Here is a 12,256-nt window from a genome sequence, read left to right as displayed (position 1 = left end):
ACCCTCCGGCGGCGGCGTGTGCGGTCTGGCCTCCGGTGCGTGACCTGCGTTACAAAGCCGTGTCCCGTCCGTGGGTGACGGGACGCCCGACACCGAGGTCAGGAGAGACCATGCCCGTCGACCCCCAGGTCCAGGCCCTGCTCGCCGCCATGGAGGCGCAGGGCGCCCCGGACATCTCGCAGCTGTCGGTGTCCCAGGCGCGGGACATGGCCAACTCGTTCCGCGAGATGCAGGGCGACCTCGTGCAGGTGGCCGCGGTGGGCGACCGCACCGTTCCGGGGCCCGCCGGGTCGCTGCCCGTCCGCATCTACCGGCCGAACGGCTCCCCGCGGGGCGCGATCGTCTACTTCCACGGCGGCGGCTGGGTGATCGGCAACATCGAGGTGGTCGACGCCCCGTGCCGGGCGCTGGCCGACGCCACCGGCTGCGTGGTCGTCTCCGCGCAGTACCGGCTGGCGCCGGAGTCGGCCTACCCGGCGGCCGCCGACGACTGCTACGCGGTGACCGCGTGGGTCGCCGAGCACATCGACGAACTGGGCACCGAGCCCCCCGGCCTGGTCGTCGCGGGCGACAGCGCCGGCGGCAACCTGGCCGCCGTCGTCGCGCTGATGGCCCGGGACAGGGGCGGCCCGGCGATCGCGCTGCAGGCGCTGATCTACCCGGTCACCGACCTGGCGTCGATGGAGACCGACTCCTACCGGGACAACGGCGAGGGCTACCTGCTGACCGCCGACACGATGCGCTGGTTCCGCGACCACTACGTCCCCGACGAGGCCCGGCGCAGCGAGCCCTACGCCTCCCCCGCCCGCGCCGAGGACCTCTCCGGCCTGCCGCCCGCGTTCGTCGCCACCATGGAGTTCGACCCGCTGCGCGACGAGGGCGAGCGGTACGCCGAGCTGCTGCAGAAGGCCGGCGGGACGGCCACCGTCCGCCGCTACGACGGGCAGATCCACGGGCTGTTCTGGCTGGGTGGCATGTGCGACCGCTACAGCGGGCTGATCGAGGACCTCGCGAAGGAGGTCAAGGCGGCGCTCGGCTGACCCGCTCCCGGGCGGCCGGCGCGGTCCCGTCGGCCGCCCGGGGCGGGCCGGGTGGTGGGATGAGCGGGTGACCGGACCGGGGACGACCGTGCAGATCGGGGCCCCGTCGGTCCGCCCCGCCGAGCAGCGCGACGTGCCGCGGATCGCCGCCACGCTCACCGTCGCCCTCGCCGACTCGCGGTGGGCCCGGTGGGCGCTGCCGGATGACGGGCGGGTGCAGCGGCTCACCCGGCTGCACGAGCTCGACGCCGGCCACCGCGCCGTCTCGGCCGGCACCGGCTGGGTCACCGAGGACGTCACCGCCGTGGCCGCCTGGGAGGCCCCGGCCGGCGCGGCCGGCACCCGGCCGGTGCCCGCCGACGTCCGCGCCGCGCTGGCCCGCGAGCTCCCGCACATCACCGGTCCGTGCGCCGACCGGGTGGCGCGCACCCGCGAGCTGCTCGACGCCGCCCGCCCGGCCGGGCCGCACTGGTGGCTGGCCCACCTGGGCACCCGGCCCAGCAGCCGGCGCCGCGGCTACGGCGGCGCGCTGCTGGCGCCGGTGCTCGAGCGCTGCGACGCCGAGGGGACGCCGGCCGCGGCCGCGGTCTGGACCTGGGCCGGCGTGCGGTTCCTGCGGAAGTCCGGCTTCGACGTCGACCGCGAGCTGCAGACGGCCGACGGGGCGCTGCGGATCTGGCTGGTCGTCCGCCCCCCGGCGACCTGACCGGGAGGCGGGTGTCGATCCGGGGCTCCCCCGTTCGTACAGGGGGTGAGCGGCCGGCGAGGGGCCGGCCGCCGACCCGAGGAGGGCGTCATGCCGCAGTACCTGCTCACGATCTACCAGCCCGACGGCGAGGTGCCCCCGCCCGAGTTCCTGGAGCCGGTCATGCGGGACCTCGCGGTGCTCAACCGGGAGATGCAGGACGCCGGCGCGTGGGTCTTCGCGGGCGGGCTGCACCCGCCGGAGACCGCGACGGTGCTGCGCACCACCGGGGACGACGTGCTGATGACCGACGGCCCGTACGTGGAGGCCAAGGAGCACGTCGGCGGGTTCACCGTGATCGAGGCCGCCGACCTCGACGCGGCCCTGGAGTGGGGGCGCAGGCTGGCGCGGGTCCTGGCGCCGCTGCCGATCGAGGTCCGACCCTTCCAGGACAGCCCCGGGCCGGCCGCCGCGTCGTGACCGGGGAGCCGGAGACCGCCGGGACGCCGCTCACGGCGGTCGAGCAGGTCTTCCGCGAGAGCTCCGGCCGCGCGGTCGCCGTCCTCACCCGCCTCCTCGGCGACATCGACGCCGCCGAGGAGGCGGTGCAGGACGCGTTCACCACCGCGGTCGCGCGGTGGCCGGCCGAGGGCGTGCCGCCGAGCCCGGCCGGCTGGATCGTCACCACCGCGCGCAACCGGGCCATCGACCGGCTGCGGCGCGAGTCCTCCCGCGACGTCCGCCACCGCGCCGCGGCCCTGCTGCACGACCCCGACCCGCCGCCCGAGGAGGGCGCCGTGCGCGACGACCGGCTGCGGATGCTCTTCACCTGCTGCCACCCCGCCCTGGCCCCGGCCGCCCGGGTGGCGCTGACCCTGCGGCTGGTCGGCGGGCTGACCACCGCGGAGATCGCGCACGCCTTCCTCGTGCCCGAGGCGACGATGGCGCAGCGGCTGGTCCGGGCCAAGACCAAGATCCGGGCCGCCCGGATCCCCTACCGGGTGCCGGCCGAGGCCGACCTGCCCGACCGGCTGGGCGGCGTCCTGGCCGTCGTCTACCTGGTCTTCACCGAGGGGCACACGGCCTCGACCGGCGACCGGCTGGTGCGCCCCGACCTCTGCGCCGAGGCCGTCCGGCTGGGCCGGGAGCTGGCCGAGCTGATGCCCGACGAGCCGGAGGTGCTGGGGCTGCTGGCGCTGATGCTGCTGGTCGAGTCCCGGCACCCGGCCCGGACCACCCCCGAGGGCGAGCTGGTGCCGCTGGCCGAGCAGGACCGCCGCCGGTGGGACACCGCACTCGTGGCCGAGGGACAGGACCTGGTCCGCCGCTGCCTGCGCCGGGGCGCACCCGGGCCCTACCAGGTGCAGGCGGCGATCCAGGCGGTCCACAGCGACGCCCCGACGGCCGCGGACACCGACTGGCGGCAGGTGCTGGCCCTCTACGACCAGTTGCTGGTGCTGACGCCGAGCCCCGTGGTCGCGCTCAACCGGGCGGTCGCGGTGGGCGAGGTCGAGGGCCCGGCGGCGGCGCTGGCGCTGGTCGAGGAGCTCGACCTCCCCCGTCACCACCTGCGGGCGGCCGTCCGGGCCGACCTGCTGCGGCGGCTGGGCCGGCCGGAGGCAGCTGCGGCCGCCTACGGCGAGGCGATCGAGCTCGCCGGCAACGCCACCGAGCGGGCGTTCCTCGAGCGCCGGCGGGCGGCGGTCAGTCCCAGGAGCGGCGCTGCTTCTTGAGCTGCCCGCGCTCCTTCTTGGCCTGGATCCGCCGTTCCTGGGAGCCCTTCGTCGGCCTCGTCCGGCGGCGGGCCGGAGGCGGCGCGGCGAGCGCGGCGCGCAGGACGGCGGCCAGCCGCTCGCGGGCCGCCTGCCGGTTGCGCAGTTGCTGGCGGTGCTCGCTCGCGGCCACCGTCAGGACGCCGTCCACCAGCCGGCCGCCGAGCCGCTCGGCCAGCCGCTGCCGCTGCGTCGCGGTCAGTCCCGGCAGTTCCAGCGGGGCGACCGACAGCTCGACCCGGGAGTCGGCGGTGTTGACGCCCTGCCCGCCGGGACCCGAGGACCGGGAGAACCGCCAGCCGAGCGCGGCGGCGGGCACGACGACGGAACCGGTGACCGCGAGGTCGCCGGCGGCGTCGTCCGCGGCAGGCACGTGATCATCCTGGCGCAGCGTGCCGCCCGCCGCCGCCGCGGCGTGCGGTCCGCGACCGGTTCGGGTGCCGCCGCGCTGATCCCGTGTCCCGGGCGACGGGCCCGGGGCGCGCGGAACGCCGTCCGCGTGCCACGCTGCCGCGCATGACCGCGGCCGACCCGGCCTCCCGGGTCCGCTCCCCCCTCGTCCTCGCCCGGGCGGCGGCCCTCCTCACCGTCGCCGCCTGCGTCTCGGCGGCCCGGGGGTGGCCGCTGCCGAGCCGCACGGCCTCGGGGTGGCACGTCGCCCACGTCGCGCACTCGCTGCTCGCCCTGGTGACCGGCGCGGCCCTCGTGTGCCTGGGCGCGGCCACCGGCCTGGTGCGCCCCGACCGGCTCGGGTCCCGCACGGCCGCGGGCGTCTGGGTGGTGCTGACCGCCGTCGCCGCGGTGCTGCTCGGCTGGCACGACCTGCTGGTCGGCGCCCTCGGCGACACCGGGGCGACCGGCGTGCCCGACGTCGACGGACTGCTGACCTTCGCCGCGGCGCTGGGTGCGGGCCTGGCGACGCGCCGGCTCGGCTGGCCGGCGCAGCTGTCCGCCGTCCTGGGCACCGCAGTGGTCACGCTGCCGCTGATCGGACTCGGCTGGTCGCTCAGCGACGGGACGACGGGGGTGCTCACCGCGCTGAGCGGCGGGCTCTACGCGGTCACCGTGTTCGGGGTGCTGCCGGTGATGGTGGCGGTGGCGCTCAGCCGCGCCGCCGTTCCGCGGTCGGCACCCCCGCCGCGGTCATGACGGCGACGGAGTCCCTCCCCCTGGCCGCCGCCCTGGCCGCCGGCCCGGTCGTGCTCGACGGCGGGCTGGCCACCCAGCTGGAGGCGCAGGGCCACGACCTGTCCTCGGCGCTGTGGTCGGCCCGGCTGCTGCGCGACGACCCGGCAGCGGTGGTCGCGGCGCACGCCGCCTTCGCCGCGGCCGGGGCGCAGGTCGCGACGACGGCCAGCTACCAGGCCTCCGTCGAGGGGTTCGAGGCCGCCGGGGTGGACGCGCGCCGGGCGCGGCGGCTGATCGCGTCGTCGGTCGCCCTGGCCCGGGAGGGGCAGGGCGGGGGCTGGGTCGCGGGGTCGGTCGGCCCGTACGGCGCGGTGCTGGCCGACGGGTCGGAGTACACCGGCGCCTACGTGGCCGAGCTGGACGTGGCCGCGTTGCGCGCCTTCCACCGGCCGCGGATGCGGCTGCTCGCCGAGGCCGGGGCCGACGTGTTGGCCTGCGAGACCGTGCCCGCGGCCGCCGAGGCGGGCGCCCTGGTCGCCGAGGCGGTGCGCCTCGGGGTGCCCATCTGGCTGTCGCTGACCACGGTGCTCGACGCCGACGGCGTGCCGCGCACTCGGCGGGGCGAGCCGGCCGCCGACGTGTACGCGCTGGTGGCCGGCGTCGACGAGGTGGTCGCCGTCGGGGTCAACTGCACCGCGCCGTCCGCCGTCGGGCCCACGCTGGCCGCCGCGGCCGCGGCCGGCAAGCCGCTGGTGGCCTACCCCAACAGCGGCGAGGCCTGGGACGCCGCGGCCCGCCGCTGGACCGGCTCGCCCGGGATCGACGCCGCCGCGGTGCCGGGCTGGGTGGCCGCCGGCGCGCGGCTGGTCGGCGGCTGCTGCCGCGTCCGCCCCGCCGACATCGCCCGGCTCGCCTCCGCCCTGGCGACGTGATGGAGCGCCCCGGTGCAGGGTCCCGCCGCGAGCCTGCGAGCGGAGGGGGGCACCGGGGTCCTCGTCAGAGGATCGGCTTGCCGCCGGTGACCGCGACCCGGGCGCCGGAGACGTAGGAGGCCTCGTCGCCGGCCAGCATCACGTAGACCGGGGCCAGCTCGGCGGGCTGGGCGGCGCGGCCGATCGGCACCTGCTCCCCGAAGCTCTCCACCTTCTCCTCGGGCATGGTCGCCGGGATCAGCGGCGTCCAGACCGGGCCCGGAGCGACGCTGTTGGCCCGGATGCCCTTCTCCGCGAGCATCTGGGCCAGCGAGGCGGTGAAGTTGGCGATGCCGGCCTTGGTCATGGCGTAGGCGATCAGGTGCGGGCTGGGCTGGTCGGAGTTCACCGACGACGAGTTGATGATCGAGGCCCCCGGCTGCATGTGCGGGACGGCGTCCTTGCACAGGGTGAACATCGCCGAGAGGTTGAGCGCGAGGGTGTGGTCCCACTCCTCGTCGGAGATCTCCTCGATCGACTCGTGGCTCATCTGGAACGCGGCGTTGTTGACCAGGACGTCGATCTTCCCGAACGCCTCCACCGCCGTGGGCACGATCGTCTTGGCGTGCGCCCGGTCGGCGAGGTCGCCGGCGACGAGCACGCACTTCCGGCCGGCCTGCTCCACGTACGTCGCCGTGTCCTGCGCGTCCTCGTGCTCGTTCAGGTAGGAGATGAGCACGTCGGCGCCCTCGCGGGCGAAGGCGATGGCGACCGCCCGGCCGATGCCGCTGTCGCCGCCGGTGATCACCGCCGCCTTGCCGGCCAGCCGGCCCGACCCGCGGTAGCTCTCCTCGCCGTGGTCGGGCCTGGGGGTCATCTCCCCGAGCGTGCCGGGGACGTCCTGCTGCTGGGCGGGCTGGGACTCGGGTCGGGGTGACGACATGGCGCTCCTCCGGCGGATCAGCGTGCGCCGGGGCCCCGTCGGCCCGGCGTCCTCCCCGCCGCCTACCCGGCGCACGCCGCGCGGAACCCGACCTCGGGCCGCCCGCGGGACCGACGCCCGCGCGGGGAGCGCGACCGGGAGCTGCCGGCGCATCACCAGGCGCCGCCGTCCGGTGCCGTCCGCCCGGGGTGGCGCCCGGGAAGGTCTCCGCGATCGGGCACGCTGTCCCCCACGATGACCGCGACCGCCCCGCCCCTCCTCGACGACTCCGCCGACCTCACCGCCCTGCGCGCGCTGGGCGCCGACCCCGACGACCTGTTCACCCAGTTCGCCGCCTGGGCCGAGGCCGGCGGCACGCCGCTGTACCCGGCGCAGGAGGAGGCGCTGATCGAGCTGGTCAGCGGCGCGAACGTCGTCCTGGCCACACCGACCGGCTCCGGCAAGTCGCTGGTCGCCACCGGGGCGCAGTACGCGGCGCTCGCCGCGGGACGGCGCAGCTGGTACACCGCGCCGATCAAGGCGCTGGTCAGCGAGAAGTTCTTCGCCCTCTGCGGGGTGTTCGGAGCGGCCAACGTCGGCATGCTCACCGGCGACGCGAGCGTCAACGCCGGGGCGCCGATCATCGCCTGCACCGCCGAGGTGCTGGCCAACACCGCGCTGCGCGAGGGTGCGGACGCCGACGTCGGCCTCGTGGTCATGGACGAGTTCCACTTCTACGGCGACCCCGACCGCGGCTGGGCCTGGCAGGTGCCGCTGCTGGAGCTGCCCAGGGCGCAGTTCCTGCTGATGAGCGCCACGCTCGGCGACGTCACCGCGCTGCGCGAGGACCTCACCCGCCGGACCGGGCGGCCGACCGCGCTGGTGGCCAACGCCGAGCGGCCGGTGCCGCTGCACCACTACTACGCGACCACGCCGATGCACGAGACGATCCAGGAGCTCCTGGACACCCGGCAGGCGCCGGTCTACGTCGTCCACTTCACCCAGGCCTCGGCGCTGGAGCGGGCGCAGGCGCTGATGAGCGTCAACGTGTGCACCAAGGAGGAGAAGGCGGCGATCGCCGAGACGATCGGCGGCTTCCGGTTCACGTCCGCCTTCGGGACGACGCTGTCGCGGCTGGTCCGCCACGGGATCGGCGTCCACCACGCCGGGATGCTGCCCAAGTACCGGCGGCTGGTGGAGCAGCTGGCCCAGGCCGGCCTGCTCAAGGTCATCTGCGGGACCGACACCCTCGGCGTCGGCATCAACGTGCCGATCCGGACCGTCGTCTTCTCCGCGCTGTCCAAGTACGACGGCACCCGTACCCGGCTGCTCAACGCCCGCGAGTTCCACCAGATCGCCGGCCGGGCGGGGCGGGCGGGCTACGACACCGCCGGCACCGTCGTCGTCCAGGCGCCCGAGCACGAGGTGGAGAACCTCAAGCAGTTCGCCAAGGTCGCCGACGACCCGAAGAAGCGCCGCAAGCTGGTCCGGCGCAAGGTGCCCGAGGGCATGGTGCCGTGGTCGGAGGCCACCATGAAGCGGCTGGTGGAGGCCGACCCCGAGCCGCTCACCAGCAACATGCGGGTGTCGACGGCGATGGTCCTCGACGTCGTCGACCGCCCGGGCGACCCGTTCGTCGCCATGAGGCGGCTGCTCACCGACAACCACGAGCCGCGCAAGCGCCAGCTGCGGCACATCCGCGAGGCCGTCGGCATCGCCCGCTCGCTGCTGCAGGCCGGCGTCCTGGAGCGGCTCGAGCACCCGGACGCCGACGGCCGCCGGTACCGGCTGACGGTCGACCTGCCGCCGGACTTCGCGCTCAACCAGCCCCTGTCGACCTTCGCGCTGGCCGCCATCGAGCTGCTGGACCCGGCCGGCGACACCTATCTGCTGGACGTCGTCAGCGTCATCGAGGCCACGCTCGACGACCCGCGGCAGATCCTGGCCGCGCAGCTGAACAAGGCGCGCGGTGAGGCCGTGGCGCAGATGAAGGCCGAGGGCGTCGAGTACGACGAGCGGATCGAGCTGCTCGACGACGTCACCTACCCCAAGCCGCTCGAGGAACTGCTCGAGCACGCCTTCGAGGTGTACGTGCGCAGCAACCCGTGGGCCGCCGACGCGCACCTCTCGCCGAAGTCCGTCGTCCGGGAGATGTGGGAGCGGGCGTTCACCTTCCGCGAGTTCGTCAACACCTACGGGCTGACCCGCGCGGAGGGCGCGGTGCTGCGCTACCTCTCCGACGCGTTCAAGGCGCTGCGCTCCGGCGTCCCGGCGGCCGCCCGCACCGAGGAGGTCACCGACCTCGTGGAGTGGCTGGGCGAGCTGGTGCGGCAGGTGGACTCCAGCCTGCTCGACGAGTGGGAGCAGCTGACCAGCTCCGACCAGCCGCTGGACGAGCCGGTCGCGGTGCCGGTCCGGCCGCGGCCGCTCACCGGCAACGAGCGGGCGTTCACCGCGATGGTGCGCAACGCGCTGTTCCGCCGGGTCGAGCTCTGGGCGCGCCGCCGGTGGTACGACCTCGGTGAGCTCGACGCCGGCTCGGGCTGGGACGCCGACCGCTGGGGCGAGGTGGTGCAGGCCTACTTCGCCGAGCACGCGGAGGTGAACACCGGCGCGGACGCCCGCGGGCCCGCGCTGCTGATCTGGGACAAGAGCGGACCCGGCGTCTGGCGGGTCCGGCAGATCGTCGACGACCCGGCCGGCGACCACGACTGGGGCCTCGACGTGGAGGTCGACCTCGACGCCTCCGACGAGGAGGGCGTCGTCGTGCTGCGCCTGGTGGACGCCGGCCGGAAGGACTGAGGAGGGATCCGTCGCCCGGGTAGTACGCCCGGGTCGTAGGCCCGGGTCGTAGGCCGTCGCCGGGCATGAGGCGGGTCACACCCCCGTTCGCGTCGGCGGCGCCGCGTGTCGTGCCAGGCTCGAGGCGATGACCGGCTGGGAGATGCTCGCCGTCGCCGCCGCGGGGATGGCGGCCGGCGGCATCAACGCCGTCGTCGGCTCCGGCACCCTTGTCACCTTCCCGGTGCTGCTGGCCGTCGGGCTGCCGCCGGTGACCGCCACGATCACCAACTCCCTCGGCCTGGTGCCGGGCAACCTCACCGGCTCGATCGGCTACCGGCGCGGGCAGCGCGGCCTGCTGCTGCGGCTGCTGCCGGCCTCGGTCCTGGGCGCGCTCACCGGCGCCTTCCTCCTGCTGCACCTGCCGGCCTCGGCGTTCGAGGCGGTGGTCCCGGTGCTGGTCGGGCTGGCGGTCGTGCTGGTCGCCGTCCAGCCGCCGCTCCAGCGGGCGCTGGCCCGGCGCCGGGCCGACGACGACGGATCGCCGCCCGGCCGCGGCCGGCTGGCCGCGCTGTTCGCCGGCGCCTACGCCACGGGCAGCTACGGCGGCTACTTCGCCGCCAGCCAGGGCGTGCTGCAGATCGGCATCTTCGGCCTGCTGCTGCACGAGTCGCTGCAGCGGCTCAACGCGCTCAAGAACGTGCTGACCCTGGCCGTGAACGCGGTGGCCGCGGCGGCCTACGTGGTCGTCGCCACCGACCGGGTCGACTGGCCCGCGGCCGGGCTGGTGGCCGCCGGGGCGCTGCTCGGCGGGTACCTCGGGGCGCGGTTCGGCCGGCGGCTGCCCTCGGCGGTCCTGCGGACGGCGATCGTCGTCCTCGGCTGCGTCGCCATCGCCGTCCTGCTGAGCCGGTGACCGGCCCGGTCCGCCACCCGCGCCGGGCGGGCGGCAAGCTGGAACCCGTGACGGCAGCCGAGCGCTTCGACGACGCCCTCCGGACCGCGCCCCCCGAGCTGGCCGCACCCGCGCTGCTGCCCGCCCGGCTGGCCCGCGCCTGCGCGGGTGCCCTCGGGGTCGACGGCGCCGGGCTGAGCCTGCACGTCGGCGCGCTGCGGACCCCGATCGGCGCCAGCGACGAGGTCACCGCGCACGCCGAGCGCCAGCAGTTCACCCTCGGCGACGGCCCCTGCCTGCGGGCGCACGACGACGGCTCGACCATCGCCTTCGACGAGGACGACATCGCCCGCAACTGGCCCGAGCTGTGGCGCTCGATCGTCGCGGACACGCCCTACCGGGCGGTGCTCTCGGTGCCGCTGCCACCGCCGCTGGGCCCGCTCCTGGTGCTCGACCTCTATGTGCGCAACCCCTCGGCGCTGCCCCGGCTGGACCGCTCCGACGTCGCCACCGTCGCCGCGCGGACCACCCACGAGCTCGCGCTCACCGTCAGCGGGCCGGAGTTCCCCGACGACGGCAGCGGCTGGCTCGACGGGCCGGACGCCCGGCGGCGGGCCCGGGTGTGGCAGGCGATGGGGCTGGTCGGCGTCGAGTTCGACCTCGACGGCCCCGACGCCATCGCGGTCATGCAGGCGGCGGCGCTCGCCTCCGGCCGGGTCGTGGACGACGTCGCCGACGACCTGGTGGCCGGCCGGCTGACCCCGGCCGAGCTCTGGCCCGAACAGGTCGCCGAGGACGACGCCGGGTGAGCCCACCGGAGTTCGCGTTCCTCCTCCTCGCCGGCATCGGGGCGGGCCTCACCGGCAGCATCGCCGGCCTCGCGTCGCTGATCAGCTACCCCGCGCTGCTGGCCACCGGGATCCCGCCGGTGACGGCCAACGTCACCAACACCGTCTCGCTGGTGCTCAACAGCGTCGGCTCGGTCAGCGCCTCGCGTCCGGAGCTGCGCGGCCAGGGCCGGCGGCTGCTCCGGCTGTCCGCGGGCGCGCTGCTCGGCGGCGGCGCCGGCGCCGCCCTCCTGCTGCTGACGCCGTCGGAGGCGTTCGAGCGGATCGTGCCGTGGCTGATCGCCGGGGCGTCGATCGCCCTCCTGGTCCAGCGGCCGCCCCGCGAGCTGGCCGCCGAGGGCGCCCGCACCCACCCCACCCACCAGGACCCCTGGTGGCTGCCGCTGGGCACGTTCGCGGTCGCCGTCTACGGCGGCTACTTCGGCGCCGCGGCCGGCGTCATGATGCTGGCGATGTACCTGCTCTCGACCGGCGAGGGCCTGCCCACCGGGAACGCGCTGAAGAACGTGCTGCTCGGCATGGCCAACGCCGTGGCGGCGGTCGGCTTCATCGTCCTCGCGCCGGTCGCGTGGTCGGCGGCGATCCCGCTGGCCATCGGCCTGTTCGTCGGCGGCCGGCTCGGCCCGCGGGTGGTCCGCCGGGCTCCGCAGACGGCCCTGCGCCGGCTGATCGCCGTCGCCGGCCTCGGGCTGGCCGCGACCCTGGCGGTGCAGGCCTACGCCTGAGCCGCGGTGCGGCGCGGCGGCGGCCGGTCAGCTGACGAAGGCGGCGAGGAAGAGGACGAAGGAGGCGGCCAGCAGGAGCAGCCGGGCCGGCGTCAGGCCGTTGATCAGGTTGGCCGTCGCCTCGACCCACGCCGGGCGGATGCCCGCCTCGCGGGCGCCCCGGCGGACCAGCCGGACCTCGTCGGCGAGCAGGGCACCGGCCGCGCCCAGCATGGCCAGGCCGACGGTGAGGAAGACCAGCGCCAGCCGCTCGGCGAACGCCTCGGCCACCCCGGCCAGCAGGAAGACGCTGACCAGCCCGGCGACCAGGCCCAGCACCGCGCCGAACGCCGGCGCCCACGGCCCCATCCGGGTCAGCGGGCCCGGCCGGCGCGGGCCCACCCGTGGTCGCGGCGGCACCGGGACGGTGGGCTGGGGGGCGGAGGTCGGCTCCGCACGGTCACCCGCCGGCGCCGGCCGGTCGGGGGCCGGCGCCGGCGGGGTGGCGACGGGGATGGGCCCGGTGGCCGCGGGCCCGGGCTGTGCGGGCCCGGGCTGAGCGGGCGCGGG

13 protein-coding genes are annotated in these 12,256 nt (G+C 76.4%); 10 read left to right on the top strand and 3 right to left on the bottom strand.

Translation table 11 applies throughout. From position 1 onward, the window contains the following. Nucleotides 1-110 precede the first annotated feature (110 nt). The 4 genes from MY520_RS21370 (at nt 111) to MY520_RS21355 (ending at nt 3,458) form a co-directional block, all read left to right on the top strand. The gene (locus MY520_RS21370) at nt 111-1,040 is read left to right on the top strand and encodes an alpha/beta hydrolase (protein WP_436694584.1); all 930 of its coding nucleotides are present in this window, start codon (nt 111-113) and stop codon (nt 1,038-1,040) included. A gap of 67 nt (nt 1,041-1,107) precedes the next feature. Beyond that, on the top strand, nt 1,108-1,746 hold the full coding sequence (locus MY520_RS21365; RefSeq protein WP_436694583.1) for a GNAT family N-acetyltransferase: 639 nt from the start codon (nt 1,108-1,110) through the stop codon (nt 1,744-1,746). 90 nt (nt 1,747-1,836) lie between these two features. Then, on the top strand, nt 1,837-2,205 hold the full coding sequence (locus MY520_RS21360; protein ID WP_436694582.1) for a YciI family protein: 369 nt from the start codon (nt 1,837-1,839) through the stop codon (nt 2,203-2,205). Beyond that, complete coding sequence (locus tag MY520_RS21355) at nt 2,202-3,458, top strand: RNA polymerase sigma factor (protein WP_436694581.1); 1,257 nt, start codon at nt 2,202-2,204, stop codon at nt 3,456-3,458. The genes MY520_RS21360 and MY520_RS21355 overlap by 4 nt, the downstream gene beginning before the upstream one ends. Here MY520_RS21355 and arfB read toward each other — a convergent pair. Then, entirely contained in the window at nt 3,430-3,870 is a 441-nt protein-coding gene (gene arfB, locus MY520_RS21350; protein WP_436694580.1) for an alternative ribosome rescue aminoacyl-tRNA hydrolase ArfB, read from the bottom strand. The two genes, MY520_RS21355 and arfB, sit on opposite strands and share 29 nt — an antisense overlap. Before the next feature lie 143 nt (nt 3,871-4,013). On the opposite strand from arfB, the gene MY520_RS21345 reads away from it, so the two are divergent. Beyond that, the gene (locus MY520_RS21345; protein ID WP_436694579.1) at nt 4,014-4,646 is read left to right on the top strand and encodes a hypothetical protein; all 633 of its coding nucleotides are present in this window, start codon (nt 4,014-4,016) and stop codon (nt 4,644-4,646) included. Continuing rightward, a complete protein-coding gene (gene mmuM / locus MY520_RS21340) occupies nt 4,643-5,557 on the top strand; it encodes a homocysteine S-methyltransferase (protein ID WP_436694578.1) in 915 nt (304 codons plus the stop codon). The genes MY520_RS21345 and mmuM overlap by 4 nt, the downstream gene beginning before the upstream one ends. Nucleotides 5,558-5,621: 64 nt before the next feature. Here mmuM and MY520_RS21335 read toward each other — a convergent pair whose 3' ends face one another. Then, the gene (locus MY520_RS21335) at nt 5,622-6,479 is read right to left on the bottom strand and encodes an SDR family oxidoreductase (RefSeq protein ID WP_436694577.1); all 858 of its coding nucleotides are present in this window, start codon (nt 6,477-6,479) and stop codon (nt 5,622-5,624) included. A 234-nt stretch (nt 6,480-6,713) separates the two neighbouring features. On the opposite strand from MY520_RS21335, the gene MY520_RS21330 reads away from it, so the two are divergent. The 4 genes from MY520_RS21330 to MY520_RS21315 all read left to right on the top strand — a co-directional run bounded on the left by MY520_RS21330 (nt 6,714) and on the right by MY520_RS21315 (nt 11,707). After that, nucleotides 6,714-9,260 carry a DEAD/DEAH box helicase gene (locus MY520_RS21330; RefSeq protein ID WP_436694576.1) on the top strand — a complete coding sequence of 849 codons (2,547 nt, stop codon included), beginning with the start codon at nt 6,714-6,716 and terminating at the stop codon, nt 9,258-9,260. Nucleotides 9,261-9,387: 127 nt separating this feature from the next. Next, nucleotides 9,388-10,155, top strand: coding sequence for a sulfite exporter TauE/SafE family protein (locus tag MY520_RS21325; protein WP_436694575.1), 768 nt, complete (start codon nt 9,388-9,390; stop codon nt 10,153-10,155). Between the two features lie 47 nt (nt 10,156-10,202). Next, nucleotides 10,203-10,943: a hypothetical protein gene (locus MY520_RS21320; protein ID WP_436694574.1), complete on the top strand. Its 741-nt coding sequence runs from the start codon at nt 10,203-10,205 to the stop codon at nt 10,941-10,943. Then, the gene (locus MY520_RS21315) at nt 10,940-11,707 is read left to right on the top strand and encodes a sulfite exporter TauE/SafE family protein (RefSeq protein ID WP_436694573.1); all 768 of its coding nucleotides are present in this window, start codon (nt 10,940-10,942) and stop codon (nt 11,705-11,707) included. Before MY520_RS21320 ends, MY520_RS21315 begins: the two co-directional genes overlap by 4 nt. Before the next feature lie 27 nt (nt 11,708-11,734). Here the strand turns inward: MY520_RS21315 and MY520_RS21310 are convergent. Continuing rightward, a partial coding sequence (locus MY520_RS21310; protein ID WP_436694572.1) for a hypothetical protein occupies nt 11,735-12,256 on the bottom strand: 522 nt, incomplete at its 5' end.

It is taken from the genome of Geodermatophilus sp. CPCC 205506 (assembly GCF_051383635.1).
GTDB lineage: Bacteria > Actinomycetota > Actinomycetes > Mycobacteriales > Geodermatophilaceae > Geodermatophilus.
Note: the sequence above shows the minus strand (reverse complement) of the source record. Positions and strands in the feature narration are given on the sequence as shown.